Here is a 24,772-nt window from a genome sequence, read left to right on the forward strand (position 1 = left end):
ACCGCACCATGTCTGACTCAATCATTGCGATCGTTCCCGCAGCGGGCGTTGGCGCCCGCGCCAGCCAGCCCGGCGTCGAACCCGTTCCCAAGCAATACCGTCCATTGGCCGGACAGCCCATGTTGCGCCATGCGGTGAGTGCGCTGCTGGCCGATGAGCGCGTATCGCAGGTACGCGTGGCCGTGACGCCCGGCGACGGCTGGGTCGACGCGGCGCTGGCCGGCTTGCCGCGCACGGTGTGGCGGGCCTGCGGCGGCGCTACGCGAGCCGACACCGTGGCGGGCGCCTTGGCCGAAAGCGGCGTGGCCGACGACACCTGGGTGCTGGTGCACGATGCGGCGCGGCCCGGGCTGCCCCAGGCCGCCTTGCGCCGCCTGATTGACGCCTGCCTGGCCGACCCCGTGGGCGGCTTGTTGGCGTTACCGGTCGCCGACACCGTCAAGGGCGGGCGCGACCGGGTCGAACGCACGCTGGATCGCAATGGGCTGTGGCTGGCGCAGACCCCGCAAATGTTTCGGGCCGGCGTGCTGCGCGATGCGCTGACGGCGGCCTCTGTGAATGGCGTCACGGTCACCGACGAGGCCTCGGCCCTGGAGGCCGCCGGCTATGCGCCGCTGCTGGTCCCCGGTGCCCTGCGCAACTTCAAGGTGACCTGGCCGGATGATTTTGAACTGATGGAAAAATGGCTATGAGCATTCCTTTTCGCGTCGGGCAGGGCTTTGACGTGCACGCGCTGGTGGCGGGCCGGCCGCTGATCATCGGCGGCGTGACGATCCCGCACACGCACGGCCTGCTGGGCCATTCCGATGCGGACGTGCTGTTGCACGCCATCACCGACGCGCTGCTGGGCGCGGCGGGCTTGGGCGATATCGGCCGGCATTTCCCGGACACGGACCCGGCCTTCAAGGGCGCGGATAGCCGCGTGCTGCTGCGCGAAGCCATGGCGCGTGTGCGCGCGGCGGGCTGGGCGCCCGTCAACATCGATGCGACGTTGCACGCGCAGGCGCCCAAGATCGGCCCGCACGCGCCTGCCATGGTGAAGAACATTGCCGCCGACACCGGTCTGCCCGAAGCCGACGTGAACATCAAGGCCAAGACCAACGAGGGCCTGGGCTACCTGGGCCGCAAGGAAGGCATCGCGGCGACCGTGGTGGCGTTGTTGGCGCGTGTCGACAGTTGAGGCGTGTGCCGGCCCCTTGCAAGGGCGTCATTTACTTTGGCATACATCTTTAACAAATAAATAAGCGGGTCCATATGATTCGGAATATTCTGCGCGCTATCTAAATCGGATCACATGAGATATTCGGATGCATCTACGTGGCGCAGCCCTGCTTTTAGCCCTTGCCGCAGTATGTGCGCCCGCGCACGCGGAGTTTGAACAGCAGTTGGGTCCGCTGGCTGGCGGGGTCCGACAGCAGCTGTTGCAGGGTTGGACGGCGGGCTTGCAGGACGGCTGGTTCACCTTGCAGAACAAGGGCACGCCGGGCAGTGAGCAAACGCTGTACGTCACGGCAGGCCCCGCACCGGACGCCGGCCGCATCACCGACGTCAATGTGGTCGTCAATTCGCAGAATCCCAAGGCGTCCATCGGCGTTGTGATGAACAACCGCGCCACCAAGAGCCTGTGCCTGCTTGAAATCATGGCCGACAAAAACACGAAGCTGTTTTGCCTGGAAGGGCAGAACCGCCGTGATTTCGGCTCTGTGCCGAATGTCGCCAAGCTGGACGGGTCGGACCGCATCAAGGTGGTCGAGGTGCCGGGCGCCGCGCGCTTCATCGTGAACGGCCAGAAGATCGGCGACGTGGCGGACGTGTCGGCGCTGGGCGCGGATATCGGCATCATGGCGTATGACGTCGGCACGTTCGGCATCGCGGATTTTTCCATCACGACCAACCAAGGGTCCAAGCAGCCGCCGGCAGCACCGCCGTCCACCGGCTTGCCGCCTCGTGGCGGTGGCGCGGCCAGCCCGCCGCCCGCGGGCCTGCCTCCGCGCGGCGGCGCCACGGGCGCCAGCCCGCAGAACACCCAGCCGCGCGTCAATACGCCCCAGGCTGCCCCGTCGCCGGGCGGCAATAATTCCGGCTTGCCGGGCTCGGGTCCGTATCCCCGTTTCGGTGGCGATACCGAACGCATCGTCGCCGTGTATATCGGCTTGATGAAAAGCATCTTCATGCACGAGTTCGGCCATGCGCTGATCGGCGAACTGCAATTGCCGTCCACCGGCGCCGAAGAGGATGCGGTGGATATCTACGCGGCGTTGCAGATCGTGGAACCCACGATGTACCCGTCGGGCAGCAAGGACGTGGACCGCATGGCGCGCGAAGCGGCCACCTACGCCGCGCTGCAGTGGTATTACAGCGGCAAGCTGTCGGAAAGCCGTGGTCAGGCGCCCTCGGCATGGCAGGACGAACACACGGGCGACCTGAAGCGCTTCCGCAACATGCTTTGCATCATGTACGGCGGCAACCCCGCTGTGTTCGAAACGGTGGTTCAACAAACCGGATTCGAAGACCGCACCAAGGCCCGTTGCACGGACGAATTCAACAAGCAGAACCGCGCGTGGCGCAAGATTCTGGCGCCGTACACGCGCGTCGGTACCTGGACGCCGGACGGCGAGCAACCGGCCAACGCGCCCGGCGCGCCGGTGAACGTGGTGTTCGAACCGTCCAAGCGCAAGATCGGCAACCTGTTCGCGAACAACCTGTCGGCCGCCATCGGCGAAAACATCAAGCTGCTGGGCAAGACGTATGTGCTGCCCCGGCCGGTGAACGTGGTCTTCAAGGACTGCGGCAAGCTCAACGCCTGGTACAGCCCGCGCGAAGGCTCGATCACCATGTGCTATGAGCTGATCGAGAACATTGCCGTGATGATTTCGGACATCGAAATGGGCACGGTGGGCGGTGAAATCGTGGCCAAGGACGGCTCGGCGCCGCCTGCCCGCCAGCAGCAGGCGCCGGCGGGACAAGGGCAGGGCGCCGCCGCCCCGACCGGCGGCTTCGATGAATTGAAGGACAGCGGCGTGCCGGCCACGACCTTGCTGTTCTCGGCGCCGTACAAGGGACCCACGCCGGTCCAGCACTACCGCGCCAAGGTCATCACCACCGGCGATTTGGTTCAGCTGATCAAGAACAACAAGAATCTGATCATCGTGGACAGCAGCGGGCTGCGCGACACCTTGCCCATCGCCTATCCGCTGGCCGACGCGGGATCGGACGGCAGCGTCAAGGACAGCCTGCAAGGTCCGCTGGACGATTGGCTGATGAAGAAGTCGGGCGGCAACCGGGGCGTGCCGATCGTATTGATGGGCGCCGGCATGAACGACCGTTCGTCGTACAACGCGGCGTTGCGCGTCGGCACTTTGGGCTGGGACGCCTATTGGTATCGCGGCGGCCTGGAAGCCTGGGTGGCCAACGGTTTGCCGACCTCGCCCGTGAAGCCGGCGCAGAACTAATCGCGCAGTCCCCGTCGGCGCCATCACCTTGGCGCGCGGCAATAAAAAGCCCGCCTGTTCGCACAGGCGGGCTTTTTTCCATCTTCAGACCGAGGCTTACTTGCCTTGGGCGGCCAGCGCCAGGGCGGCGGCGTTGACGACGGCGGCGATACGGCCGGCGTCGCGCAGCTGTTCGGTCGACAGGCCGTCGTTCTTCAGGTTTTCATAGTGCGAGGCCACGCAGAAATGGCACTTGCCGATGATCGAAGCAACCAGCGCGAACAGTTCAAAGCGCTTTTTCTCGACGCCGCCATGGGTGGCGTAGGCGTTCATGCGCAGCTGCGCGGGCAGGCTCTTCAGGTTGGCGTCGCCCGTCATTTCGACGTAGGGATACCAGGTGTTGTTCATGCCCATCAGTGCGGAAGCGGTCAGGGCGGCATTGGCGTCGCCTTCCGACAGGCCGCTCTTGAAGGCTTCGACCAGCACCGGGCTGCGCGCGGCGTAAGCGGCGGACAGGGCGGCGCCAACGGCATCTTCAGGCGCCAGCGTGGAACGGGCGATGACGGCGTCCAGATTCAGGCGGATGTCCTTGGCCCAATCCGGCAGCTGTTCCTTAATGGTCGTAAGAAATTCCATAGTTTTTACCTATAATCTAGAGCAAGTAAAGCCCGGCGCCGGGCCTGTGTACAGGCCCTGGGCCGGGCTGGAAATTACAGCGTAGCGCCGCCAACCGTACGGTTGCACGGGCAGAGCTCGTCGGTTTGCAGACCGTCGAGCAAGCGCAGAACTTCTTCCGGGTTACGGCCGACGTTCAGGTTGTTCACCGAAACGTGCTGGATCGTGTTGTCCGGGTCAACGATGAACGTGGCGCGCAGAGCAACGCCAGCACCCTTTTCGCGGACGCCCAGTTGGTCGATCAGGGCACCGGTGGTGTCGCCGAATTGGTAGTGGCCCAGCTTGTTCAGGTCCGGGTGCTCACGGCGCCATGCCAGCTTGACGAATTCGTTGTCGGTGGAGCCGCCCAGCAGAACGGCGTCGCGGTCTTCGAAATCCTTGGCCAGCTTGTTGAAGCCGACGATTTCGGTCGGGCACACAAACGTGAAGTCTTTCGGGTAGAAGTAGATCACCTTCCACTTGCCGGGGAACGAGCTTTCGGTGATGTCTTCAAACGCCGACACGCCATTCTCTTCGTGCTGGTTGAAGCCGGGCTTGACGCCGGTGACCTTGAAGGGCTCGAGTTTGTCGCCAACAGTTTTCATGTTTACTCCCAGTAGTTGTTGGTGGAGATAAGGCAGTGCCTTAAACCATAAATTCTACGCTATGGATTATCGTTGTCTAATTGATAATTCCTAAACTTGGCTTTGGGCAACTCTATGCGCGCGGTCAGCCCGCCGCCTTCGCGAGGCAGCATCCGCAGCGTTCCGCCCACGTGCTTGAGCAGGCGTTCGACAATGGCCAGACCCAGGCCCGCGCCGCTGACACCGGTACGCGCCGCTTCGCCACGCGAGAAAGGCCGCAGCAGCCGGTCGACGTCTTCGGGCGCGATGCCCGGTCCGCGGTCGCATACTTCGATCACGATCATGCCGCCTTCGGCTTGCAGCGTCATGACAAGGTGCGCCATGCCGTCGCTGGACCGACCATAGCGCCGCGCGTTTTCGATCAGGTTGCTGACCACCCGCTTCAGGTCCAGCGCCGTGATCCGGGCACGCAGCCCGGGTTCCAGCGACGCTTCCAGTTCGCCGCCCAACGACGCGGTGTGGCTGCGTTCACGTTCATAGAGCTCGGCCAGTACCGCGGAAATGTCGGTGGCCAGCTGCGGCAGGGTGCCGGCGGGCCGTGCATATTCCATCAGTTGGCCGATGCTGTGGTCGATCTGGCCCAGGTCTTCGTCGATGGCCTGGCGGGCGTCTTCCGACACGCCGCTAAGCTCGATTTCCAGGCGCATGCGGGCCAGCGGGGTGCGCAGGTCGTGCGAGATCCCGGCCAGCATCAGCTCTCGGTCGGCCTCGGCCTGCCGCAGGTCTTTAGCCATGCGGTTGAACGAGGCGTTCAGGTCGCGGATTTCCAAAGGACCCTGTTCGGGTAGTGGCGCGGGCGTCTCGCCGCGCGACAACACCTGCGCGGCGCGGGCAAGCCGGGACAGGGGCCGGTTCACGAACCCCACGCTGACCGCCGCACCGACAAGGGAAAGCAGCAACGCCGTGGCGCCCCATCCCAGCCATTCGATACCACCCGTCAAGCCAATCTGTTCTCGCTCGAACACCAGCCAGTACAGATCTTTTTCGATCTGGAAGCTGACCCAGAAGCCGGGCACCTGGTTGACGCCCCAGGCGATCTGCGTTTCCGGGCCAAAGCGCGTGCGGATATGCTGCGCCACACGCTGCCAGTAGTCGTCGTCGGGAAGGGCTTCGGCAAAGTCGGTGACTTCGCGCGGGTAGACCTGAATGCCTTCGTTGGTGGCCAGGTCCAGCAGCAGCTTGCTGCGTTCGCCGTTATGAGAGTAGATCAGGGCCGTGCGCGTGATATTGACGGCCGTGATCACCCGCTGCGCCATTTGATTGGCGCGCGGTCCCAGCTCCATGCTGAAAAATACTTGTAGCCACGCGCCCAGGCTGACCAGCATCAGCGCTGCGAGCAGCAGGAACGTGCGGCCGAACAAGCCGAGCCGCAAACGTGAAGTCAGGTTCCTGAAGGTTCTGCGCAAGCGGGGCACGAGGCTGCGCTCCTGCCCAGGGCGGGCGAGCCGATCAGCTACCACCGTCCGGCACAAACACGTATCCGAGACCCCAAACGGTCTGGATGAACACGGGCTTGGACGGATTGGGTTCGATCAGTTTGCGCAGGCGCGAGATCTGCACGTCGAGGCTGCGATCGAAAGCTTCGTATTCGCGGCCGCGAGCCAGTTCCATGAGCTTGTCGCGGGACAGGGGAATCTTCGGATGGCGCGCAAACACCTTGAGCACCGAGAATTCGCCGGTGGTGATCGGCACTTGTTCGCCGTTGCGCGTCAGCGTACGGGTGGACAAGTTCAGCACGTAGGGGCCGAAAGCGATCGACTCGTTTTCCTGGCTGGGAGCGCCCGGATGTTCTTCGGTGCCGCGACGGCGTAGGATCGCGTTGATCCGTGCCAGCAGTTCCCGGGGGTTGAAAGGCTTGGACAGGTAGTCGTCCGCGCCCATTTCAAGGCCCACGATGCGGTCGATTTCTTCCGCCTTGGCCGTGAGCATGATGATGGGCGTATTGTCGTGGCCACCGCGCAGCCGACGACAGATGGACAGACCATCTTCGCCGGGCAGCATCAGATCCAGCACGAGCAGGTCAAAATGCTCGCGTTGCCAGAGTTTGCCCATCTCTTTGGCGTCTTCGGCGACGAAAACGTTGAATCCCTGCTCGGACAAATACCGGCGCAGCAAATCGCGCAAGCGCGGATCATCGTCAACGACGAGGATTTTTCGGGTGGGGGTGGTGTTTTGCGTATTCATGGCCGGAAATGTAACAGTGACAAGAACCAGCGGCTAGTGGGCGTTCACAAGATATTACACATTGCGAACCATGGTTGAAATCCCCCTTACAACCGGGGGAGGAGCCGCGTATTTCGTACAATCTGCACCTATGGAACTAAACCTGCTGGCTTTGGAAACGTCTTCGTCCCGTTGCGGGGTGGCTTTACTGCGAACGGTCGATGGCCGTTTGCAGGTGATTACCCGCGAGCACGAGGGGTCCCAAGAGCATGCGGAACGACTCTTGCCGATGGCGAACGAGCTGCTTGCCGAGTCCGGCATTGCACCCACGGCCCTGCACGCCGTGGCGTTTGGCCAGGGGCCGGGCGGCTTTACCGGCCTGCGTGTCGCTTGCGGCGTGGCCCAGGGCATGGGCCTGGGGCTGGGCATTCCGGTGCTGCCTGTCGTATCCCACCAGGCGGTCGCCGCGCAGGTGGCCGGGGCCACGCCCGCGAACGCCATCGTGGTGGCGCTGGACGCGCGCATGAACGAGGTCTATCTGGCGGTTTATCGCCCGTTGGGCGCGCAGGGGGCCGAAGAGTCCGCCTGGCAGGTCCTGCAAGCCCCGCTGTTGATCGCGGCTGCCGAGGTCGTGCCCTGGACGGCGCATCACCTTGCCCAATGGTCGGATTCCGAGGGCCAGGCTTTGCGCCCGCTGCTGGCGGGCGACGCCTGGGATGCCTACGCGTCCGACATGATTGCGCCGGATGGGTGGGCGCGCGCGGCCGATGCGTTGCGCCCCGAAGCCGCCAGCGTGGCGCGTCTGGCGCGACAAGGCTGGCTGCGCGGTGAAGCGCTGCCTCCGGAAGAGGCCGCGCCGCTTTATGTGCGCGACAAGGTTGCCTTTACCACCGCCGAACGCATGCGGGGCGAAGGCGGCAACCCGAAAGCCGCGCCGTCGCTGGCGTCGGAGGCCAAGCAATCACCGCGCAACGACCCATCCCAGCTCACCGACTCATCGCAGCGTGGTGCACAGCCAGAGCCCGCCGATCGGCCGCAGCAGGGCCGCGTGGCGGAACGTTCCGGGCACCTTGCGCCCGCCGAACAACCCCAGCCCTTGACGCACGACGACCTGGACGAGGTGGCCGCGCTGGAGGCCCACGTGCAGGCGTTTCCCTGGACGCGCGGCAACTTCGTCGACGCACTGGCGGCGGGCTACGGCGCTTGGGTACTTCGCCGCGACGGCAAAGTCGCTGCCTTCTGCATTTTGATGTTTGCGCCGGACGTCGCGCACTTGCTCGTCATCGCCGTGTCCAAACAGCTGCATCGGCAAGGGCTGGGCGGCATTCTGCTGCGATGGTGCGAGGCGCAGGCGCGGGAACGGGGGCTTGAGGGCGTGCTGCTGGAAGTGCGCCCGTCCAACGTCTCCGCCGTCAGCTTTTACCGCGACCACGGTTATTTGCAGATCGGTGTGCGCCGTGGGTACTACCCCGCTGAAAAAGGCACGCGCGAAGACGCTCTGGTCATGCAAAAACGCTTTGACGCCACGCCGGAGGTGCTCGCATGACCGTGCCGACGCCCGCCGTGGCGCCCCGCGTCAATCCGCTTCAGCGCATCTGGCTGCGCGAAATTGGCATGGAAAGGCTGTGGCTGCGCCCGGCTCCGGCCGATGCTCGTGCGCCCGTTGCGCCGCAAGCCCCTGTTTCAAAACCGGTTTTGTTGGATTCCGGGGTGGCGGCCCGTGCCCCGGATGCGCCCGCCGCGCATGTCAACGTGTCCGGTCAGCCTGCCGCTGAGCAGGCCCGGGTGGAGGCCGTGCCGCCCGCCGCTCCGATGCCGGCGGCCGCATCGACTGCTGCGTCGACTGCTGCGTCGACTGCCGCGCCGGTCGCTGCTCCGGCCGCCGTCGCGAGCGAACGCAGTTCTGGACGCCCGGGCATTCCCGCTTCCATCCTGAACCGCACCGGCCCGCCGCCGCGTCCCGTTCCCAAGACGGCCGAAGAAGAAGCGGTCGAAGCGCCTCGCATCCCCGTGGCCGAGGCGGTGAAAAACGCCAATCTGGACGAACTGCGCGAGCAGGTGGTGGCGTGTACGGCGTGTGGGCTGTGCCAGGGGCGCCGCCACGCGGTCTTTGGCCATGGGGCAACGCCTACCCGCTGGCTGGTCGTGGGAGAGGCCCCGGGCGAGCAAGAAGACCGGCAGGGCCACCCGTTTGTCGGCCGCTCCGGCCAACTGCTGGACGCCATGCTGGCCGCCGTGGGCATGAGCCGCGACACGGACGTCTTCATCACCAACGTCATCAAGTGCCGCCCGCCGGGCAATCGCAATCCCAAGCCCGAGGAAATTGCCGCTTGCAGCCCGTATCTGATGCGCCAGATCGCCTTGCTAAAGCCGGAGCGCATCCTGGTCCTGGGCCGGTTTGCCGCGCAGACGTTGCTGGGTACGGACGCCACCATCGGCAGCCTGCGTGGCCGCGTGCATACGCTCAAGACGGAGGACGGCAGCCAGATTCCGCTGATCGTCAGCTATCACCCGGCGTACCTGCTGCGCAGCCCGTCCGAAAAGGCGCGGGCCTGGCAAGACCTTAAGCTGGCGTCCCGCCAGATCTGACCGCGCTGGCTTGCCGCTGGCGGCGGACGATAAAAAGCCGGGCTTGGGCCCGGCTTTTTTTTATTGCGCGTCTTGTATTGCGCATCTTGTGTTGCCCGCCTTTATCGCCCGTTTTTCGTTTCCGATCAACGGCTTGGCGTCTTAGTGGGTATTCGAATCCAGCGCACGCCCATGGCCTTCCTGCCCGATCTGGTCGTGCAGATCGGGGTTGGCCTGCATGTTGCGCTTGCTCCAGCGCATGAACACCACCATCAGCACCGCCACCACCGAGCCAAAAATCACGATGATGATGTTGATCGGCAGTTGCAGCCACAGCAGCAGCGTGTACATCGCCACCATCAGCAGGATGTTGAGCTGTTCATTGAAGTTCTGCACCGCGATGGAATGGCCCGCCGACAGCAGCACGTGGCCGCGATGTTGCAGCAGCGCATTCATCGGCACCACGAAGAAACCGGCCAGCCCGCCCGTGATCAGCAGCAGCAGGTAGACGCTCCAGGGCGAATAGACCAGCGGCATCAGCAACACGACCAGCCCCATGGCGGCGCCCACCGGCAGCACGGCCAGCGCGCGGCGCAGCGGGATGCGGCCGGCCAGGATCGAGCCGACCACGGTGCCCAGCGCCGCCACGCCCATCAGCATCGACGCCTTGTCCAGCTGATAGCCCAGGTGGCTGCGGCCCCATTCGATAACGATCAGTTGCAGCGTGGCGCCCGCGCCCCAGAACAGGGTGGTGACCGCCAGTGAAATCTGGCCCAGCTTGTCTTTCCACAGCACGCAGACGTAGCCCCAGAACGTGCGGATCAGGCGCACCGGGTTTTTCTGCTGCGGCGGGTAGCGCACATGGGTGCGCGGAATCATCAGGTTGCACAGCGCCGCCAGCAGGTAGACGAACGCAATGACCAGGATGGCGGCTTCGGCGGGGGTGTGCACCAGGCTGCCGATGAAGGAATGGCTCAACAGGGCGGTCGACACCGAGGACGAAATCAACAGGCCGCCCAGCACCGTGCCCAGAATGATGGAAAACACCGTCAGCCCTTCGATCCAGCTATTGCCCTTGACCAGCATGTGGGGCGGCAGCATTTCGGTGACGATGCCGTACTTGGCGGGGGAATAGGCCGCCGCGCCGATCCCGACCACGGCATAGGCGGCGCAAACCAGGTAGGTCTGGTATTCGGGGGCAACGCCGATGCTGGCGTACGAGAACATCAGCAGACAGCCGGCCACCTTCAGGGCGTTAGTGGAGAACATCACGCGGCCCTTGGGGAAAGAGTCCGCCAGGGCGCCGACAAAGGCCGCCAGCACCACGTAGGCCAGCGCGAACGACCATTTCATCATGGGCGCCAACCAGTCGGGGCCGTGCAGCTCCTGTATCAAGGCGATGGCTGCGATGAACAGCGCATTGTCCGCCAATGACGAGAAGGCCTGCGCGGCCATGACCAGATAGAAACCACGTTTCAAGAATGTCCCCGTTCTTTGGCCTGAGCCCGGCCAGTCCGCGTGAAAATTATGTGTCGTGCCAAAAAGTGTCAGGGAGTATAGCCGGTGCCCGAAGGCGCACCATTGAGCGTTTGCCCGTGGGTTGACCATTACTGACGTTTAGCGACAGACTGCCTGCGGTATCATACGACCCATATGTGAGCCGGCCCTTCGTGGGCCGGTTTGCAATCTGTGCGGCAGGTCCGTTAACGCCTTTCGTCAACCCACCCCGTCGTCATCGTACTGTGCGTCTTACTCAGCTAAAACTCGCCGGCTTCAAGTCCTTCGTCGATCCCACCGTGATTCCCGTGCCCAGTCAACTGGTTGGCGTGGTGGGTCCGAACGGCTGCGGGAAATCGAACATCATCGATGCGGTGCGCTGGGTGCTGGGCGAGGCCAAGGCCTCGGAACTGCGCGGCGAGTCCATGCAGGACGTCATTTTCAACGGCTCGGGCAACCGCAAGCCAGCGGCCCGTGCGTCGGTGGAAATGGTGTTCGACAACAGCGAAGGGCGGGCTGCGGGCCAATGGAGCACCTACGCCGAAATCGCCGTGCGCCGGGTCCTGACCCGGGACGGCACCAGCAGCTATTTCGTCAATAACCAGCAGGTCCGGCGCCGCGACATCCACGACATCTTCCTGGGCACCGGCCTGGGCGCGCGTGGCTACGCCATCATCGGGCAGGGCATGATCAACCGCCTGATCGAGGCGCGCCCTGAAGAACTGCGGGTATTCCTGGAAGAAGCGGCCGGCGTGTCGCGCTACAAGGAACGCCGCCGCGAGACCGAAAACCGCCTGTCCGACACGCGCGAAAACCTGACTCGCGTGGAAGACATTCTGCGCGAACTGAACAGCCAGCTTGAAAAGCTGGAAGCCCAGGCCGAAGTCGCCACGCGATACCGCGAGCTTCAGGCCGACGGCGAAAAGAAACAGCATTCCCTGTGGTTCCTGAAGGAAACCGGGGCTCGGGAAGAGCGCGCCAAGAAAGCCCAGGAAATGGCGCAGGCGCAAAACGAGCTGGAAGCCGCCATCGCCGGCCTGCGGGCGGGCGAAGCGGCGCTGGAATCGCGCCGTCAGGCCCACTACGCGGCCAGCGACGCCGTGCACACCGCCCAGGGCGCGCTGTACGAAGCCAACGCGCAGGTCAGCCGCCTGGAAGCCGAGATCCGCCACGTGGTGGATTCGCGCAACCGTCTGCAATCGCGCCGCGACCAGTTGCAGCAGCAGATCGCGGAATGGACCAGCCAGCGCGAGCACTGCACTGAGCAAATCGCCCAGGCCGAAGACGACCTTGCCACCGCCGCCGCCCGCACCGAAGAGGCGCGGGCCGCCGCCGAAGACGCTCAGGCGGGGTTGCCCGCCGTCGAGCAGCGTGTGCGCGAGGCCGCCTCGGGCCGCGACGAAATGCGCGCCGCCCTGGCCCGGGTCGAACAGAACCTGGCGCTGGTCGCCCAGACCCAGCGCGACGCCGACCGCCAGATGCAGGTGCTGGAGCAGCGCCGCGAACGCCTGCAACAAGAGCTACGCGAGCTGCATGCGCCCGACCCCGTCCGCCTGGAGCAACTGGCCGGCGACCGGGTAGCCGGCGAAGACCAGCTGCAAGAAGCCCAGGAAGAACTGGCCACGCTGGAAGGCCGCGTGCCGGAAGCGGATGCCGAGCGCAGCCGCGCCCAGGCCGCCGCCCAGACCGACGCCCAGAACCTGGCCCGTCTGGAAGCCCGCCTGTCCGCGCTGGTGAAGCTGCAGGAAGACGTGCAGAAGCAGGGCGCGCTGGAACCCTGGCTGGCCAAGCACGAATTGGCCGGGCTGTCGCGCCTGTGGCAAAAGCTGCACGTGGAGCCGGGCTGGGAAACCGCCCTGGAATCCGCCCTGCGCGAGCGCATGGCGTCCATGGAAGTGCGCAACCTGGATTGGGCCCGCGCGTTCGCCGAAGACGCGCCGCCCGCCCGGCTGGCTTTCTATCAATTGCCCGTCGCGGCGCCCGCGCCGGCCGCCCCGGCCGGCCTGACGCCGCTGGCCAGCCTGCTGCGCATCACCGACCCGGACCTGCGCACGCTGCTGAACGACTGGCTGGCCGGCATCTACACCGCGACCGACGTGACGCAGGCTCTGGCCATGCGCGCGACCTTGCCCGCCGGCAGCGCCTGCGTGGTCAAGGCCGGCCACCTGATCGATGCCCATAGCGTCCGCTTTTACGCGCCGGATTCCGAACAGGCCGGCCTGTTGGCCCGCCAGCAGGAAATTGAAAACCTGCAACGCGAGATCAAGGCCCAGCAGCTGATCGCCGACCAGGCGCGTGCCGCGGTTGCCCGCGCCGAAGCGGCCTGGCAGCAGGTCTCGCAGGCCATCGCCCCGGCGCGCACGCGCGTGGCCGAGGTCACGCGCCGCGTGCACGACATCCAGCTTGAACATTCCCGGCTGCAACAGCAGGCCGAGCAATCCGGCGAACGGGCATCGCGCCTGCGCCAGGATCTGGAAGAAATCAAGGTTCAGGAAGAAGACCTGCGCGCCACCCGCGAAGAAGCCGAAGCCCGCTTCGAGACGCTGGACGAAGAACTGGCCGAGCACCAATCCCGCTTTGCCGATGCCGAAATGGACGGCGAAACGCTGGCCGCCCAGGCCGAAGCCGCCCGTACGCGCCTGCGCGAGCTTGAGCGCGCCGCGCAAGAAGCCGAATTTGCCGAACGCGGCATTCAGGTCCGCATTACCGACCTGCAACGCAACCAGCAATTGGCCGCCGACCAAAGCCAGCGCGGCACGGTGGAGCTTGAACAACTGATGGGCGATCTGGCCGAACTGGACGCGTCCGCGTCGCAGGCCGGGTTGCAAGATGCCCTGGAAGCCCGTGCCGAGCGCGAAGAAGCGCTGTCGCGCGCGCGCCAGGAAATGGAAAACCTGGCGGCTCTGTTGCGCGGCGCCGATGAAGACCGGCAACAGCAGGAACAGACGCTGGAACCGCGCCGAGCGCGCATCATGGAATTGCAGTTGCAAGAGCAGGCCGCCCGCCTGGCTGAAGAGCAATTCACCGAACAGCTGAACGCCCGCGAAGTCGACCGCGAGGCGCTGGCCCAGGACCTGGCCACCCGCCCCGAAGAATGGCGCCGCGCCAGCTGGCTGCAACAGGAAGTGGGCCGGATCTCGCGCCAGATTGAATCGTTGGGCTCGGTCAACCTGGCGGCGCTGGACGAATTGAACACGTCGCGTGAACGCAAGGGTTTCCTGGATTCCCAGCACCAGGATTTGATGACCGCCATCGAAACCCTGGAAGATGCGATCCGCAAGATCGACCGCGAAACGCGCGAGCTGCTGCAAGAAACCTTCAACATCGTGAACGGCCACTTTGGCGAACTGTTCCCCAAGCTGTTTGGTGGGGGCGAAGCCAAGCTCAGCATGACGGGCGAGGAAATTCTCGACGCGGGCGTGCAGGTCATGGCCCAGCCGCCCGGCAAGCGCAACAGCACGATTCACCTGTTGTCCGGCGGCGAAAAAGCGCTGACCGCGACCGCGCTGGTGTTCGCGTTGTTCAAGCTGAACCCGGCGCCGTTCTGCCTGCTGGACGAGGTGGACGCGCCGCTGGACGACGCCAACACCGAACGCTACGCAAACCTGGTCGCCAACATGAGCGAGCAAACCCAATTCCTATTTATTTCGCACAACAAGATCGCCATGCAGATGGCCAAGCAGCTGATCGGCGTAACCATGCAAGAGCAAGGGGTTTCGCGTATCGTTGCGGTAGACATAGATTCGGCCGTGCAAATGATGGCCTCCGAAGCGGCATAAACCCCATATTTAGAAAGGCGCCGCCCTCCTGGCGCGGGATGTACACATGAGTGATTTGCAGATCGGGCTGATAGCCCTGGGCGTCTTGCTGATACTGCTGGTGTTGGGATTCAACTGGTGGCAGGACCGGCGCGTCCGGCGCAAGATGCAAAGCCATTTCCCCACGTCTGAACAGGATCCGTTGCTGGGTGCCGGCGCTGCCGGCGCAGCCGCTTCGGCCACTGCCGCGGGCGCGAGCCGTCGCGAGCCCGGCATGGGCGGCGATGCGCCGCGCGCGCACCCCGGCCAGCCCGCGCCGGTGGACCCGGGTAGCGATGCCGACGACACCGAAGAGCCCGACCCCGCCTGCGAAGTGGTCATCGAAATCAATTTCGCCGAACCCGTGCGTGGCGCCGACCTGCTGCCTTACATGCAAAGCCTGCGCCACGTGGGCCGCAAGCCGATGCGCGTATTCGCCGAAACCGACCAGCGCCGCCATCGTGCCCGCGTGCATGCCGGCGAATCGTATGCGTCGATGCAACTGGCGGTGCTGCTGGCCAATCGCAGCGGCCCCCTGACTGCCATTGAATGGTCGCAAGCCTGGGCTCGCGCCCAGGACATGGCCGAACGTTTCGACGCCACCATCGAAGGCCCCGACCAGCAAGCCGTGCTGGAGCAGGGCGCCCGCCTGGACGACACCTGCGCCGCGCTGGATACCCAGGTCGGCCTGACGCTGCTGCTGGGCGCGGCCCAGCCTGCCGCCGAAGTGCTGTCCGTGGCCCGCGACACGGGCTTCGTGGCGGATGGCAATCGCCTGGCGTGGCCCGCCGAAAACGGCGTGACCCGCTTCACGCTGTCGCGCGCCGATGGCGCCGCCTTCGACGCCGGCATGGGTGGCGTCGAACGCCTGTACCTGCTGCTGGACGTGCCTTGTGCGCCGGCCGATACGCGTGCCTTTGGCCGCATGGTCGACGTGGGCCGCGACTTGGCCGCCCGCTTGCGCGCCGAGCTGGTCGATGACCAGGGCAAGCCGCTGGCGGATGGTTCCGAAACGGTTATCGACGAACGCCTCCAAGTGCTGTTCGAACAGCTTGAACAAGCGGGCCTGCCCGCCGGAAGCGAGCGTGCTCAACGGGTGTTTGCATAAATGAGCCGCGCGTCTGGTGAAGTCAACCCGGCGGAAACCGCGGCGCGCCTGCGCGCCGAGCTGGAACAGCACAACGTCCGCTATTACGTCTACGACGAGCCCTCCGTCTCGGATGCCGAGTACGACGGGCTGATGCGGCAGCTTGAAGCCCTAGAGGTCGAGCATCCCGAACTGATCACCCCCGAATCGCCCACGCAACGCGTGGGCGCGGCGCCTGTCTCCGCCTTTGGCAGCGTGCGCCATGCCGTGCCGATGCTGTCGCTGAACAACGCCTTTGCCGAAGAAGAGGTGGTGGCGTTCGACCGCCGTGTCACGGACACGTTGCGCGGCGCGGGCCTGCTGGGGCCGGCGCAGCAAGCCGATTATTTCTGTGAGCTCAAGTTGGACGGGCTGGCGATCAGCCTGCGTTACGAGGACGGCCGTCTGGTGCAGGCCGCCACGCGCGGCGACGGCCAGACGGGCGAAGATGTCACCTCCAACATCCGCACCATCAAGGCCATTCCGCTGCAACTGAAAGGGTCCGCCCCGAAAGTGCTGGAAGTGCGCGGCGAGGTGCTGATGAATCGCGCCGACTTTGAAAAGTTGAACGCTGCGCAGGCCAAGCGTGACGAAAAGATCTTCGTCAACCCGCGTAATGCCGCCGCCGGCAGCCTGCGTCAGCTGGACCCGCGCATCACCGCCAAGCGGCCGCTGCGCTTCTTTGCGTATGGCTGGGGCGAAGTGCAGGGCCTGCCCGGCAAGCAAAGCGGCTTGTTCGACGAGGCCACGGCCGGCGCCGGTCAGGCCTCGCAACTGCCCGAAGCGTCGCATGGCGCCATGCTGGCCTGGCTGCACGAGCTGGGCCTGCCGGTCAACTTGAAGCACAACCGTCGCGCGACGGGCGCCGAAGGCTTGATGGCCTTTTATGCCAAGGTGGGCGAGCTGCGTGCCAGCCTGCCTTACGACATCGACGGCGTGGTCTACAAAGTAGATTCGCTGCCCGCGCAGAAAGTGCTGGGCTTCGTGGCGCGCGCGCCGCGCTTCGCGCTGGCGCACAAATTTGCCGCCGAAGAAGCCACCACCACGCTGCTGGATATTGAAGTCCAGGTTGGGCGCACGGGCGCGATCACGCCCGTGGCTCGCCTGAAACCCGTGTTCGTGGGCGGCGTGACCGTCACCAACGCGACGCTGCACAACGAAGACGAAATCCGCCGCAAGGACGTGCGCAAGGGTGACACCGTCATCGTGCGCCGCGCGGGCGATGTGATCCCCGAAGTGCTGGGCCCCGTGCTTGAAAAGCGGCCCGACGACGCCCAGGAATTCGTCATGCCCACGGCCTGCCCGGTCTGCGGCTCGGCCATTGAACGGCTGGAAGACGAGACCATTGCGCGCTGTACGGGCGGCCTGTTCTGCGCCGCGCAGCGCAAGCAGACGCTGTGGCATGCGGCCAGCCGCAAGGCGCTGGACATCGAAGGGCTGGGCGAAAAGTTGGTGGACCAGTTGGTCGACAGCGGCCGGGTCAAGACTTTGGCCGATCTGTACAGCCTGCGTCCGCTCGAGCTGGTGGGCCTGGATCGCATGGGCCAGAAGTCGGCCGATAACCTGGTGGCGGCCATCGACAAAGCGCGCGCCCCGGGCTTGAACCGCCTGTTGTTTGCGCTGGGTATTCGTCACGTGGGTGAAACCACCGCGCGCGACGTGGCACGGCATTTCGGCAGCATCGACGCCATCATGGACGCCGATGAAGACGCCTTGTCGTCCGTGCCCGACGTGGGCCCCGTGGTGGCGGCATCCATCCGCCGCTTCTTTGCCGAGCAGCACAACCGGGACGTCATCGAGCAATTGAAGGCGCAGGGGGTGAACCCCGTGGCCGACGCCGCGCCGCAAGGCACGACGCTGGCGGGCAAGACCTTTGTGTTGACCGGCACCCTGCCCAACTGGACGCGCGAGGAAGCATCGATGCACATCCAGGCCGCGGGCGGCAAGGTCAGCGGTTCGGTCTCCAAGAAAACCGCTTATCTGGTGGCCGGCGAAGAGGCTGGCAGCAAGCTCACCAAGGCGCAGGAACTGGGCGTGACCGTGTTGGATGAAGATGCGTTGAAAGCGCTATTGGGAATGTCCTAGCCCAAAGGGGATGTCCCAGCCCCAAAAAAAACTGCCCGCGATAGCGGGCAGTTTTGATTTTGGCGCAGGGCAGGCTTACTGAATCTTGGCCTTGTCGCGCAGTTGCTTCTGGTAGTCGGCCAGGGTTTGCTGACGCAGCATTTCTTCCAGTTGCGGACGCACTTGATCCAGCGGCGGGAATTCCACCGGGCGGGTGTCCTCAACCTTGATGATGTGCCAGCCAAATTGGGTTTGGACCGGCTTGTCGACCAGTTCGCCCTTCTTCAACTGAGTCACGGCTTGCGCGAACGGCTGGACGTAGTTGGTCGGGGGAGCCCAACCCAGATCGCCACCCTTTTCGGCGCTGCCGGGGTCCTTGGAGTTCTTCTTGGCCAGATCGTCGAACTTGCTCTTGTTGCTCTTGATCTGGGCCAGCAGGTCATTGGCCGTCTTCTCGTCTTCGACGAGGATATGACGGACCTTGTATTCCATCTTGCCGGCTTGTTCCTTCTTGATCTTCTCGTATTCGGCGGTGATCTTGGCGTCCGAAACCGGGTTCTTGGCCAGGTAGTCGGCCATCAGGGCGCGCACCAGGATGCCCTGGCGGGCCAGTTCGATTTCGGTTTGAACGTCGGCTTGCTTGGCGATGCCGCTGGATTCGGCGGCTTGCACGAAGATCTGGCGGTTGATCATTTCTTGCTTGACCTGTTCGCGCAATTGCGGCGAATCGGTCGCGCCCTGGCTGACCAGCAGCTTGACGAATTGATCCAAATTCTTTTGCGGAATGGCCTTACCGTTGACGGTGGCCACGTTTTGCGCGAAAGCGGGCACGGCGATGACGCAGGCCGCAGCCAGCATGACGATGCGTTTCATGAATATCCTTTTACTTTCTATTTGGGAGCCTGGGCATCTAGCGCAAGCGCATGAATCGGATAGGGGATCAAATCTTGCAAATGATGATACACCAGCCTATGTCGCGCCACGGCGGAGAGCCCCGTGAAGCAAGGCGCTACGATATGGACGCGATAGTGGCCGGCGCCGTTTTTACTGCCTTCGTGGCCGGCATGCAAATGCGAGTCGTCCAGAATGTCCAGCGTTACAGGTTCCAGGGCGGCCAGGCGCTCTCGGATCAGGGTGATGCGATCGGTGTTGTCGGACATGGCGGCTAGATGAAAGTTCCGGCGCGCCCACGAGAGTGGGCGCGCCTATGATTGGACCGTGTGGTCGGGCCGGCTGGCGCGTCAGGGCTTGCCCGGCGGCGTGCCGGAACCGGCGGTGTCGTCGGTCTGGATATGCTTGCCCAGCCATACCGACTGGCCGATCACGAAGACGACCATCAAGCCCATCAGGCCGAATGCCTTGAAGCTGACCCATTGCGATTCGGTGAAATGACCCGAGAACGCCACATACAGGTTCAGCGCGCCGGCGACCAGGAAGAAGGCTGCCCAGACCAGGTTCAGCTTGTCCCAGGCGGCGTCGGGCAGTTGAATCTGCTTTTCCATCAGCCGACGAATCAGGTTGCGCCCGAACACCCAGCGGGAAATCAGCAGCGCACCGCCAAACAGCCAATACAGCACGGTGGGCTTCCACTTGATGAAGACATCGCTGTGCAACCAGATGGTGGCGCCGCCAAAGACCAGGATGACCGTCAGGTTGATCCAGTGCATGGCCTCGGTGGCGCGGCCCGTGAGCTTGAGCCACACGATCTGCAGCACGGCTGCCGCCATGGCGACACCCGTGGCGATGAAGATGTCCGTGTACCGATAGGCAATGAAGAACAGGAACAGCGGAAACAGGTCGAACAGAAACTTCTTCATTCAGTCTTCTATGGGTTCAAACGTCATCGACAGGGAATTGATGCAATAGCGCAGCCCGGTGGGCGGCGGGCCGTCGGGGAAGACGTGGCCCAGGTGCGAATCGCATACGTTGCACAGGACTTCGGTGCGGACCATGCCGTGGCTGACGTCGCGCTCTTCGCGCACCAGTTCGGGGTCCAGCGGCTGGAAGTAGCTGGGCCAGCCACAGCCGGCGTCGAATTTGGTGTCGGATGCGAACAGGGCCGTGCCACAGCCCACACAGCGGTAAATGCCCGGCGTGGTCGTATTCCAGTAACGCCCGGTGAATGCGCGTTCGGTACCCTTTTCGCGGGTGACCACGTATTCTTCGGGGGAAAGTTGTGCGCGCCATTCGGCGTCGGATTTGCGTACTTTTTCCATATCAGCTCTTGGAGTCCCGATGCCCGAAATGGTTCGGGCATAATCCCGCCCCATGTTAATCGAGTTTGACCAGGCGGTAGTGGCCACGCCCCAGGCGGAAGTGTTGCGCGGGGTGAGCGCGACGCTGGCCGAGCGCCGCATCGGCATCGTCGGGCCCAACGGCGCCGGCAAGAGCACGCTTGCGCGCCTGCTGAACGGGCTGGTGCTGCCATCGTCGGGCAGTGTTCGGGTGGATGGGCTGGACACTCGGGACGATTTGAAAGCCGTGCGCCGCCGTGTGGGCTTTGTGTTTCAAAACCCCGAAAACCAGATTGTTTTCCCGATCGTGCGCGAAGACCTGGCCTTCGGGCTGAAGCGGCTGGAACCGGACAAGGCGCTGCGTGAATCGCGCATCGACGTCCAATTGAATGCGCTGGGGGTCGGGCATCTGGCCGACCGCAGCAGCCACACGCTGTCGGGCGGCGAACGCCAGCTGGTGGCGTTGGCGGCCGTGCTGGTCATGGCGCCGGCGCTGGTCGTCTTCGACGAACCCACCACGCAGCTGGACCTGCGCAACCGCAACCGGGTCCGAGACGCGATTGCCGCGCTGCCCCATGATGCCGTGGTCGTCAGCCACGACCTGGACCTGCTGGACGATTTTGACCGGGTGCTGGTCGTGCGCGATGGTGTCATTGCCGCCGACGACGCGCCCGCGCCGGCCTTGCGCTGGTACCGGGAGCACTGCGCATGATCGAACCTCTTTACGTCGCCGGCCGCAGTCCGCTGCACCGGCTGCCTGCCTGGGTAAAGCTCGTGGCGCTGGTGGCCGCCGGGGCGGGGCTGTTCATGCTGCGCGACCCGCGGTGGCTGGGCGCCGCGTTTACCGTTTCGGCCATTCTGGTCTGGTCTACGGGCGTGTCGGCCGCCGCCGTCTGGCGCCAGGTGCGCGGGCTGCTGTGGGTGCTGCTGGCCGTGGCGCTGTTCACGGGCGTATTCCAGGGGCCGATCGACGCCCTGGCCGTCGTGCTGCGAGTGGGCGCGATGGTGGGGCTGGCGCTGGCCGTCACGCTGGCCACGCGCACGTCGGACCTGATCGCCGTCTGCGAACGGGGGTTGACGCCGTTTGAGCGGATCGGGCTGGTCGACGCCGGCAAAGTGGCGCTGGCACTGGCGCTGACCTTGCGGTTCGTGCCTGAAATCTGGCGCAATTTCCAAGACATCCGCGAGGCCCAGGCGGCGCGCGGGCTGGGCGCCCATCCGGTTGCCCTGATCGTGCCCTTGATCGTGCTGACATTAAAGCGCGCCCAGGAAGTGGCCGAAGCCATCGACGCGCGCAGCCCCTGAGCCGGGCGCCCCTCAGCCGGGCGCCCCCACCCCACCCAATAGGTAATGCCATGAAATCCCATAACACTGTGCTGATTGCGCTGTTTGCCGCGCTGATCGTCGTCCTGAGCCTGATCCCGCCGATACCACTGCCCGGCATTCCGGTGCCGATCACCTTGCAGACGCTGGGCGTCATGCTGGCGGGCGCCATGCTGGGCCCCGTGCGTGGCGCGCTGGCGTGCCTGCTTTACCTGCTGCTGGCTGCGATCGGCCTGCCGGTGCTGCCGGGCGGTCGTGGCGGATTGGGCGCGTTCATGGGGCCCACGGGCGGCTTTCTGGTGGGCATGGTGGTGGGCGCATTTGTCATCGGCTGGCTGACCCGCACGCTGGTGGGCCGGGCCAACCGCGACTGGGCGAAGCTGGGCGCGTATGTCGTGGCCTGCGGGGTGGGCGGCATTGTGGTCGTCTATGCGTTTGGCGTGCCGTGGCTGGCCTCGGTGACCAAGATGGGTCTGCCCAAGGCGGCCGCCGCCGTGGCGGTCTTCCTGCCGGGCGACCTGATCAAAGTCGTGATCGCCGCCTGGGTGGCTTCGCGCGTGGAAAGGGTGTGGCCGATGTTGGGCCGCTGACAGATTTGTCAGTGCGGGGTGACAGTAAGGTAACCAGCTGGCGATGCGCTTTGGGGCATGCTGCCCATTACAAGGGAATCCCCCAACTGACGCGCCGAAAGATTTTCTAGTACAAGTTCGCCATCAAGTTCGCCATTAACGAATGCGTTTGCTGAAACAAGGTTTCCATAGCACATCAGGGATTTACCGTAGTTGCGTGACGTCATCTGATACTGTTTTAACCCTATAATATTTTTTTCTGTATAACTTTAACTAGGCTCGCTTCGCCTCGATCGAGGCACATAAGAGCCACCACAGGAGACAAAAAATATGCGCAAGCACTTCGGCTTGTCCGCGGCGGCTGCCGCTTTCGCCCTGGCCGTGCCGCTCCTGGCAAGCGCGCAGGTCAAGGTCGGCGTCACGGTGTCCAGCACCGGCCCCGCTGCGTCGTTGGGTATCCCCGAACGCAATACCGTGGCATTGCTGCCCAAGGAAGTGGCCGGCCAGAAGATCGAATGGATCGTGCTGGATGACGCCACCGACACCACGCAAGCCGTCAAGAACTCGCGCAAGCTGGCTACCGACGACAAGGTCGACGTGCTGATCGGCACGTCGGTCACGCCGGGCTCGTTGGCCATGGTCGACGTGGCCGCTGAAGCCAAGGTGCCGATGATCAGCGTGGCCGCCAGCGCCAAGATCGTGGAACCCGTGGACGACAAGCGCCGCTGGGTGTTCAAGACCCCGCAAAACGACGCGCTGATGGCCGGCGCCCTGGCCGACGCCATGGCCAAGTCCAAGGTCAAGACCCTGGGCTTCATCGGCTTTGCCGACGCCTACGGCGACGGCTGGCTGGACGTGATGCAAAAGGCCGCCAAGGCCAAGGGCATTGAAATCGTCGCCATCGAAAAATACAGCCGTACCGACACCAGCGTGACGGGTCAGGTGCTCAAGCTGGTCGGCGCCAAGCCGGACGCCATCCTGATCGCCGGCGCCGGCACCCCATCGGCGCTGCCGCAAAAGGAACTGAAGGCCCGCAACTACGGCGGCACCATCTACCAAACCCACGGCGCCGCCAACAACGACGTGCTGCGCGTTTGCGGCAAGGACTGCGACGGCATGTTCCTGCCGGCCGGCCCGCTGCTGGTCGCCGCCCAGTTGCCCGATTCCAACCCGGTCAAGAAGTCGGCCCTGGCTTATGTTGAAACCTACGAGAAGGCCAACGGCGCCAACTCCACCAACACGTTTGGCGGCCACATGTGGGACGCCGGCCAATTGGTCGTGGCCGCAGTGCCCGTGGCGCTGAAGACGGGCGCCAAGCCCGGCACGCCGGAGTTCCGCGCCGCCATGCGCGATGCGCTGGAAAACGTGAAGGACCTGGCCGCCTCGCAAGGCGTGTTCAACATGTCGCCCACCGACCACGCCGGCTTTGACGAGCGTTCGCGCGTCATCGTCAAGGTTGAAGGCGGCAAGTGGGTCTATCAGCCCGGCCTGTAATTCCCTTCGGATTGCCCGATCCACGGATGTGTCCTGCAAGGCCGCGCCAACCGCTGGCGCGTGTCTTGCGGCACCCGAGCAATGCTTCGCACCGGCCTTTCCGGCCGGTGTGTCGTATCAGTGTCCCGGGCGGGGCCGGAACACCAAGAATCGATAAGGTTGTTAGATGGATTCCTCAATTGCGCTGATCCTGCTGCAAGACGGTATCGTCAACGGCGCCATCTATGCCCTGCTGGGCATGGCGCTGGTGCTGGTGTTTGCCGTTACGCGCGTCATTTTCATTCCCCAGGGTGAGTTCGTGGCGTTCGGCGCCTTGACCCTGGCCATGCTGGTCGACGGCAAGATGCCGGGCACCGCCTACCTGCTGCCGCTGCTGGGCGCCCTGTGCCTGGCGATGGAGCTGGTGCGCGCCTTGCGCACCCGCAGTTTCGCTGGCCTGCCCAAAACGCTGGTCACCTGCGTCGTCCTGCCGCTGGCGCTGTTCTGGGTGACCCAAAGCTACATCGGCCCCGACAACTCGTTGTGGCTGAATATGCTGCTGACGCTGCTGCTGGTGATCCCGATGGGTCCCATGGTCTATCGCATCGTCTATCAACCCTTGGCCGAAGCCACCGTGCTGGTGCTGCTGATCGTATCTGTCGCGGTGCACTTCGCGCTGACCGGCCTGGCGCTGGTGTTCTTTGGCGCCGAAGGCTGGCGCACCCCGGCGTTCGTCAGCGGGCAAGTCGACCTGGGCTTCATGACCTGGTCCGCGCAAAGCCTGTTCGTTGTCGCCACCTGCGCATTGCTGATCGCCGCCCTGTGGTTGTTCTTCGGCAAGACCTTGTACGGCCGCGCGTTGCGCGCCACCGCCGTGAACCGCCGCGGCGCGCGCCTGGTCGGCATCAGCACCACCATGTCCGGCAGCCTGACCTTCACGTTGGCCACGGCCATCGGCGCCATGTCCGGCATGTTGATCGCCCCGATCACCACCGTTTATTACGACACCGGGTTCCTGATCGGACTGAAGGGCTTCGTGGGCGCCATCATCGGCGGCCTGGCCAGCTACCCCGTGGCCGCCGCCGGATCGCTGCTGGTCGGCGTGCTGGAATCTTTCTCGTCCTTCTGGGCCAGCGCCTATAAAGAAGTGATCGTCTTTACCTTGATTATCCCGGTTCTGGTCTGGCGTTCGTTCAGCACCCATCACGTGGACGAAGAGGAATAAACGC

At 64.6% G+C, this 24,772-nt stretch carries 22 protein-coding genes; 13 read left to right on the forward strand and 9 right to left on the reverse strand.

Going from position 1 to position 24,772, the window contains the following annotated elements; genetic code table 11:
* The first annotated feature begins 8 nt into the window (after positions 1-8).
* The 3 genes from ispD (at position 9) to AC6LJY_RS01660 (ending at position 3,452) form a co-directional block, all read left to right on the forward strand.
* Positions 9-692: a 2-C-methyl-D-erythritol 4-phosphate cytidylyltransferase gene (gene ispD, locus AC6LJY_RS01650; protein WP_104142975.1), complete on the forward strand. Its 684-nt coding sequence runs from the start codon at positions 9-11 to the stop codon at positions 690-692.
* A complete protein-coding gene (ispF, locus tag AC6LJY_RS01655) occupies positions 689-1,180 on the forward strand; it encodes a 2-C-methyl-D-erythritol 2,4-cyclodiphosphate synthase (protein ID WP_046802551.1) in 492 nt (163 codons plus the stop codon). The genes ispD and ispF overlap by 4 nt, the downstream gene beginning before the upstream one ends.
* 205 nt (positions 1,181-1,385) lie before the next feature.
* Entirely contained in the window at positions 1,386-3,452 is a 2,067-nt protein-coding gene (locus tag AC6LJY_RS01660; RefSeq protein WP_240434045.1) for a DUF4344 domain-containing metallopeptidase, read from the forward strand.
* A gap of 96 nt (positions 3,453-3,548) precedes the next feature.
* On the opposite strand, the gene AC6LJY_RS01665 is transcribed toward AC6LJY_RS01660, so the two are convergent.
* The 4 genes from AC6LJY_RS01665 to risA all read right to left on the reverse strand — a co-directional run bounded on the left by AC6LJY_RS01665 (position 3,549) and on the right by risA (position 6,913).
* Positions 3,549-4,067, reverse strand: a complete 519-nt coding sequence (locus AC6LJY_RS01665) for a carboxymuconolactone decarboxylase family protein (RefSeq protein WP_006223770.1) — start codon at positions 4,065-4,067, stop codon at positions 3,549-3,551.
* Positions 4,068-4,141: 74 nt separating this feature from the next.
* Positions 4,142-4,690, reverse strand: a complete 549-nt coding sequence (locus AC6LJY_RS01670) for a peroxiredoxin (RefSeq protein WP_006217982.1) — start codon at positions 4,688-4,690, stop codon at positions 4,142-4,144.
* A 59-nt stretch (positions 4,691-4,749) separates the two neighbouring features.
* Entirely contained in the window at positions 4,750-6,144 is a 1,395-nt protein-coding gene (gene risS, locus AC6LJY_RS01675; protein WP_006217983.1) for a sensor histidine kinase RisS, read from the reverse strand.
* A gap of 34 nt (positions 6,145-6,178) precedes the next feature.
* Complete coding sequence (gene risA / locus AC6LJY_RS01680) at positions 6,179-6,913, reverse strand: response regulator transcription factor RisA (RefSeq protein WP_003813882.1); 735 nt, start codon at positions 6,911-6,913, stop codon at positions 6,179-6,181.
* A gap of 130 nt (positions 6,914-7,043) precedes the next feature.
* Here risA and tsaB point away from each other — a divergent pair, with 130 nt between their 5' ends.
* Positions 7,044-8,438, forward strand: a complete 1,395-nt coding sequence (gene tsaB / locus AC6LJY_RS01685; protein WP_498135133.1) for a tRNA (adenosine(37)-N6)-threonylcarbamoyltransferase complex dimerization subunit type 1 TsaB — start codon at positions 7,044-7,046, stop codon at positions 8,436-8,438.
* Positions 8,435-9,481 carry a uracil-DNA glycosylase gene (locus AC6LJY_RS01690; protein ID WP_498135134.1) on the forward strand — a complete coding sequence of 349 codons (1,047 nt, stop codon included), beginning with the start codon at positions 8,435-8,437 and terminating at the stop codon, positions 9,479-9,481. The genes tsaB and AC6LJY_RS01690 overlap by 4 nt, the downstream gene beginning before the upstream one ends.
* A 141-nt stretch (positions 9,482-9,622) precedes the next feature.
* On the opposite strand, the gene lplT is transcribed toward AC6LJY_RS01690, so the two are convergent.
* Entirely contained in the window at positions 9,623-10,939 is a 1,317-nt protein-coding gene (gene lplT, locus AC6LJY_RS01695; RefSeq protein ID WP_046802555.1) for a lysophospholipid transporter LplT, read from the reverse strand.
* Positions 10,940-11,202: 263 nt separating this feature from the next.
* Here lplT and smc point away from each other — a divergent pair, with 263 nt between their 5' ends.
* The 3 genes from smc to ligA are packed head-to-tail and all read left to right on the forward strand — an operon-like array spanning position 11,203 to position 17,965.
* Positions 11,203-14,736 (forward strand): chromosome segregation protein SMC, encoded by a 3,534-nt coding sequence (gene smc, locus AC6LJY_RS01700; RefSeq protein WP_046802556.1) that lies wholly within the window; start codon positions 11,203-11,205, stop codon positions 14,734-14,736.
* A gap of 46 nt (positions 14,737-14,782) precedes the next feature.
* A complete protein-coding gene (locus AC6LJY_RS01705; RefSeq protein WP_104142985.1) occupies positions 14,783-15,862 on the forward strand; it encodes a cell division protein ZipA C-terminal FtsZ-binding domain-containing protein in 1,080 nt (359 codons plus the stop codon).
* Positions 15,863-17,965: an NAD-dependent DNA ligase LigA gene (gene ligA, locus AC6LJY_RS01710; RefSeq protein WP_498135135.1), complete on the forward strand. Its 2,103-nt coding sequence runs from the start codon at positions 15,863-15,865 to the stop codon at positions 17,963-17,965. It begins immediately after the preceding gene.
* Positions 17,966-18,040: 75 nt separating this feature from the next.
* Here ligA and AC6LJY_RS01715 read toward each other — a convergent pair whose 3' ends face one another.
* From AC6LJY_RS01715 to msrB, 4 genes are all read right to left on the reverse strand, one after another.
* On the reverse strand, positions 18,041-18,817 hold the full coding sequence (locus tag AC6LJY_RS01715) for a peptidylprolyl isomerase (RefSeq protein ID WP_498135136.1): 777 nt from the start codon (positions 18,815-18,817) through the stop codon (positions 18,041-18,043).
* Positions 18,818-18,834: 17 nt separating this feature from the next.
* Positions 18,835-19,104 (reverse strand): BolA family protein, encoded by a 270-nt coding sequence (locus tag AC6LJY_RS01720; protein WP_046802560.1) that lies wholly within the window; start codon positions 19,102-19,104, stop codon positions 18,835-18,837.
* Positions 19,105-19,185: 81 nt separating this feature from the next.
* The gene (locus AC6LJY_RS01725) at positions 19,186-19,761 is read right to left on the reverse strand and encodes a septation protein A (RefSeq protein ID WP_046802561.1); all 576 of its coding nucleotides are present in this window, start codon (positions 19,759-19,761) and stop codon (positions 19,186-19,188) included.
* Positions 19,762-20,160: a peptide-methionine (R)-S-oxide reductase MsrB gene (msrB, locus tag AC6LJY_RS01730; RefSeq protein WP_046802562.1), complete on the reverse strand. Its 399-nt coding sequence runs from the start codon at positions 20,158-20,160 to the stop codon at positions 19,762-19,764.
* 52 nt (positions 20,161-20,212) lie between these two features.
* Here msrB and AC6LJY_RS01735 point away from each other — a divergent pair, with 52 nt between their 5' ends.
* From AC6LJY_RS01735 to AC6LJY_RS01755, 5 genes are all read left to right on the forward strand, one after another.
* Entirely contained in the window at positions 20,213-20,890 is a 678-nt protein-coding gene (locus AC6LJY_RS01735) for an energy-coupling factor ABC transporter ATP-binding protein (RefSeq protein ID WP_498135137.1), read from the forward strand.
* A complete protein-coding gene (locus AC6LJY_RS01740) occupies positions 20,887-21,483 on the forward strand; it encodes an energy-coupling factor transporter transmembrane component T family protein (protein ID WP_498135138.1) in 597 nt (198 codons plus the stop codon). The genes AC6LJY_RS01735 and AC6LJY_RS01740 overlap by 4 nt, the downstream gene beginning before the upstream one ends.
* Positions 21,484-21,533: 50 nt before the next feature.
* A complete protein-coding gene (locus AC6LJY_RS01745) occupies positions 21,534-22,091 on the forward strand; it encodes a biotin transporter BioY (RefSeq protein WP_498135139.1) in 558 nt (185 codons plus the stop codon).
* Between the two features lie 309 nt (positions 22,092-22,400).
* Entirely contained in the window at positions 22,401-23,564 is a 1,164-nt protein-coding gene (locus AC6LJY_RS01750) for an ABC transporter substrate-binding protein (RefSeq protein ID WP_046802566.1), read from the forward strand.
* A gap of 166 nt (positions 23,565-23,730) precedes the next feature.
* A complete protein-coding gene (locus AC6LJY_RS01755; RefSeq protein ID WP_104142991.1) occupies positions 23,731-24,768 on the forward strand; it encodes a branched-chain amino acid ABC transporter permease in 1,038 nt (345 codons plus the stop codon).
* Positions 24,769-24,772 lie beyond the last annotated feature (4 nt).

The sequence above is a fragment of the Achromobacter sp. RT286_PF genome (assembly GCF_059760425.1).